Raw genomic sequence first — 3,656 nt, 5'->3', positions numbered from 1 at the left:
GCGCTTGCGCGCGATGGGTGCTTGACGTAACCCCCATCGCGCGCAAGCGCGCTCCTACAGGTCTGCGTTATTTCTTTAGCGTGGCGAATACGGCATCGGCGGTCGCGATCGTTTCATCGATGACTGCATCGCTATGCGCGCTGGAAACAAACCCCGCCTCAAACGCCGAGGGTGCCAGGTACACGCCACGCTCCAGCATCCCGTGGAAGAACGCGTTGAACGCCGTGACATCGGCCGCGGTGGCCTGCGTGTAGCTCTCCACCTTCTCGCTGGTAAAGAACAGCCCGAACATCGCCCCGACACGGTTCACACTGAAGGGAATGCCGTGTTTCTTCGCCGCCGCGGCGATGCCATCCGTCAGCTTCGCCGTGCGCGCCGCCAGGTCTTCATAGAAACCGGGCGCCTGGATCAGGCCCAGCATCGCGAGTCCCGCGGCCATCGCCACCGGGTTACCTGAAAGCGTGCCGGCCTGATACACCGGACCCGCCGGTGCTACCTGCTCCATCAGATCACGACGGCCACCGTATGCACCCACCGGCATGCCGCCGCCGATCACCTTGCCGAAGCAGGTCAGGTCGGGGGTGATCCCGTAGTACGCCTGCGCGCCGCCGAGTGCGACGCGGAAACCGGTCATCACTTCATCGAAGATCAGCAGCGCGCCATGCGCCGTGCACAGTTCGCGCAGCGCATTGAGGTAACCATCCTTCGGCGGGATGCAGTTCATGTTGCCGGCGACCGGCTCGATGATCAGGCCCGCGATATCCGCACCGTGTTCGGCGAATAGCGCCTTTGCAGCATCGATGTCGTTGTACGGCAGCGTCAGGGTCAGGTCGGCGGCCGCCTTCGGCACGCCCGGCGAGGTCGGCACGCCAAACGTCAGCGCGCCCGAGCCGGCCTTCACCAGGAAGCTATCGCCATGGCCGTGGTAGCAGCCTTCGAACTTCACGATCTTGTTGCGGCCGGTGGCGCCACGCGCGAGACGGATGGCTGACATCGTGGCCTCGGTACCCGAGTTCACCATGCGCACCATGTCGATCGACGGTACCAACGTCACGATGGTCTCGGCCATGGTGACTTCGGCGGGGGAGGGCGTACCAAAGCTCAGGCCATCGTGCGCGGCCTTGATCACGGCGTCGCGCACGGCAGGGTGGTTATGCCCCGCGATCATCGGGCCCCACGAGCCCACGTAATCGATGTAGCGCTTGCCTTCCACATCCCACAGGTACGGGCCATCGGCGCGCGCCGTGAAGAACGGCTCGCCGCCGACCGACTTGAAGGCGCGCACGGGTGAGTTCACGCCGCCGGGCATCAGCTGGCGGGCGCGGGCGAAGAGTTCGTGATTCGTGGTCATTGAATGATTCCGGGGCGAGCATCGAAAAGATCGGCGAAGCGGCGCGTAGCGGCCTGGATATCGGGCGCGGCGAAGATCGCTGACACCACGGCGATGTAATCCGCACCCGCGTCGATCACGGGCCGTGCATTGTCCGGCGTGAGCCCGCCGATAGCCACGACCGGCAGGCCCAACTGGCAGGCCTGCGTCAATACGTCGTGGGTCGTGACCGGTGCATGCGGTTTGGTCGTGGAGGGGTACATCGCACCGAAACCAAGGTAGTCCGCGCCCTCATCGCGCATCTGCTTCGCCCGCTCCGGCGAGCCGTAGCAGGAGACGCCGATGATCGCGTCCTCGCCCAGGAGGCTGCGCGCCTCGGCGATCGACACGTCCTGGACGCCCAGGTGCACGCCGGCGGCACCGCATTCCTTTGCCAGGGCAACGTCATCATTGATGACCAGGGGAACGTCGTGCCGGGCGCACAGGGTGGCCAGCTCGGCCGCTTCCTGGCGCCGGCGGGTCGCATCAGTGGTTTTGTCGCGGTACTGAACCAGCCGGGCGCCGCCGGCCAACGCCGCTTCTACGGCCGCGAACAGGTCATCGCGCGGGCCGTCGGTGATGGCGTACACGCCCTTGCCGCGGAGTCGGGTTCGGAGGAGGGTGCTCATGGGGATCCTTCGGGTGGGGACGGGCACCGCGCTATCGCGGTAACCCCGGGGATGACAGAATGCGGGACTTACCAGTGAACCAGTACGACACGCTATGAGCAACTCGACCGAAACCACCCTGCGCAAATGGATGTGCGTCGTCTGCGGCTTCATCTACGACGAAGCGCTGGGCCTGCCCGAAGAAGACATCGCCCCCGGCACCCGTTGGGAAGACATCCCCGACACCTGGACCTGCCCCGACTGCGGCGTGACCAAAGACGACTTCGAAATGGTCGAACTCGACTAATCCCCCGGCTCCCTCGGCCCACCCCCCAGCAACCCCTTGTAGGAGCGCGCTCGCGCGCGATCCCGGGGCCCCAGCCCCGGGGCCAGTTCGCCTCAACCTCCCCCAAGGGATGCACCCGCCACCATTCCGCCCCATTCCGCCACCCCGACGGCAGAAATCCCTGCTTCCCTATCCCCAAGGCCACGCAACGTCGGCCGAATCGAGGAGGAAGCCGCCATGCAGCAATTCATTCCCTTTGAAGACCAGTGGGACGAACTGGCCGCCCTGGTACCGCGCCAGGCCGAACCGGGATCCCCTGTGCTCGCGCCCCTGCCGTTGCCTTCCTCTGCCACCGCCCGCTGTGGGAGCCGCTTCGACGGCGAAGACCTGTTTGCCGGCTGGCCTGAAGCCGCCTGACCTTAGCGCGCCGTGTCCGGCGTACCGGTCACGGTGAGCTCATCACCCAGCTTCAGTCCCAACCTGCCCGCCGTGCCGGCGTTGAGCTCCAGGACGTAACGCGCCGGTAGATTCCCGCTGGGGTAGATCGCACAGGGATCGGCCTTGCAGGGTTGTGCGTTCAATTGCATGGCGACCAGCTTGCGCGCGCTGTCGAAGTAAAGGATGTCGAGCGGGATAAGGGTGTTCTTCATCCAGAAGGCCCGTGGCGCGTCGGCAGGGAAGATGAAGAGCATGCTGTGGTCGGCATCCATATGGGCGCGGTCCATCAAGCCGTGTTCGCGTTGCGCATCATTGGTTGCGAATTCCGTAGAGAACGTCGTGCCGTGCAAGGTGACGGACGATGTCCCTGCGAAGGCCGCCAGCGGCATGACATACAGTGTCGCCGCGAGCATCCATGTCTTCATCGATCACTCCTTATTAGTGTGAGAGGAGCGATGAGTCTATCGCGCCAGATTTTTTCAAAAATATGTCGCAAAACCCCTTCACAGATCACTCATCCGACCCTATACTTCTCTTCTGGTCGCGAACAAAGCAGCTCACGCGACAGTTCTTCGCTTCACCAACTACCTCGAAAAAAGATTCACGAGGGTGTTGACGGAAACGAAAAACGATATAGAATGGGCGGCTCACTAGGACGAAATGTCCTGACGCAGAAAGCGAAATGCCTCTGCGGAGCGAACAAGATCTTTGACAGTGTGCGCAGGTGAATTGTGTGGACGCCTTGCGGTGGACTGAAGTAGTCAACCAAATGCAAGTGTCCCACTAGAAAGAAGTCAGCAATGAGTTTTTTCTTGTTGGGGTTAAACACTTCAGAAAGATAGATCATCTTCGGATGGTCGAAAACTTAAGTGAAGAGTTTGATCCTGGCTCAGATTGAACGCTGGCGGCATGCTTAACACATGCAAGTCGAACGGCAGCACAGCAGAGCTTGCTC

General features: G+C 62.8%; 5 protein-coding genes and 1 rRNA gene. 3 read left to right on the top strand and 3 right to left on the bottom strand.

From position 1 onward, the window contains the following. Positions 1 to 67 precede the first annotated feature (67 nt). Together hemL and thiE are read right to left on the bottom strand one after the other, a co-directional pair. Positions 68 to 1,351: a glutamate-1-semialdehyde 2,1-aminomutase gene (gene hemL / locus VGN46_RS04265; RefSeq protein ID WP_331640981.1), complete on the bottom strand. Its 1,284-nt coding sequence runs from the start codon at positions 1,349 to 1,351 to the stop codon at positions 68 to 70. After that, a complete protein-coding gene (gene thiE, locus VGN46_RS04260; RefSeq protein WP_331640979.1) occupies positions 1,348 to 1,998 on the bottom strand; it encodes a thiamine phosphate synthase in 651 nt (216 codons plus the stop codon). Before thiE ends, hemL begins: the two co-directional genes overlap by 4 nt. Positions 1,999 to 2,092: 94 nt before the next feature. Here thiE and VGN46_RS04255 point away from each other — a divergent pair, with 94 nt between their 5' ends. Together VGN46_RS04255 and VGN46_RS04250 are read left to right on the top strand one after the other, a co-directional pair. Then, complete coding sequence (locus VGN46_RS04255) at positions 2,093 to 2,284, top strand: rubredoxin (RefSeq protein ID WP_331640977.1); 192 nt, start codon at positions 2,093 to 2,095, stop codon at positions 2,282 to 2,284. A 216-nt stretch (positions 2,285 to 2,500) separates the two neighbouring features. Then, positions 2,501 to 2,680: a hypothetical protein gene (locus VGN46_RS04250; protein ID WP_331640975.1), complete on the top strand. Its 180-nt coding sequence runs from the start codon at positions 2,501 to 2,503 to the stop codon at positions 2,678 to 2,680. Positions 2,681 to 2,682: 2 nt separating this feature from the next. Here VGN46_RS04250 and VGN46_RS04245 read toward each other — a convergent pair whose 3' ends face one another. Further along, positions 2,683 to 3,126: a DUF192 domain-containing protein gene (locus tag VGN46_RS04245; protein WP_331640972.1), complete on the bottom strand. Its 444-nt coding sequence runs from the start codon at positions 3,124 to 3,126 to the stop codon at positions 2,683 to 2,685. A gap of 441 nt (positions 3,127 to 3,567) precedes the next feature. Between VGN46_RS04245 and VGN46_RS04240 the strand changes: the two genes are divergently transcribed. Next, positions 3,568 to 3,656: ribosomal RNA gene (locus tag VGN46_RS04240) — 16S ribosomal RNA — on the top strand; the annotation flags it as partial.

It is taken from the genome of Luteibacter sp. (assembly GCF_036500425.1).
In the GTDB taxonomy this organism is placed as follows: Bacteria; Pseudomonadota; Gammaproteobacteria; order Xanthomonadales; family Rhodanobacteraceae; genus Luteibacter.
Note: the sequence above shows the minus strand (reverse complement) of the source record. Positions and strands in the feature narration are given on the sequence as shown.

Excerpts from the sequence above, each read along its gene's own strand:
- hemL (WP_331640981.1), bottom strand. The coding sequence starts at position 1,351 with ATGACCACGAATCACGAACTCTTCGCCCGCGCCCGCCAGCTGATGCCC.
- thiE (WP_331640979.1), bottom strand. The coding sequence starts at position 1,998 with ATGAGCACCCTCCTCCGAACCCGACTCCGCGGCAAGGGCGTGTACGCC.
- VGN46_RS04255 (WP_331640977.1), top strand. The coding sequence starts at position 2,093 with ATGAGCAACTCGACCGAAACCACCCTGCGCAAATGGATGTGCGTCGTC.
- VGN46_RS04250 (WP_331640975.1), top strand. The coding sequence starts at position 2,501 with ATGCAGCAATTCATTCCCTTTGAAGACCAGTGGGACGAACTGGCCGCC.
- VGN46_RS04245 (WP_331640972.1), bottom strand. The coding sequence starts at position 3,126 with ATGAAGACATGGATGCTCGCGGCGACACTGTATGTCATGCCGCTGGCG.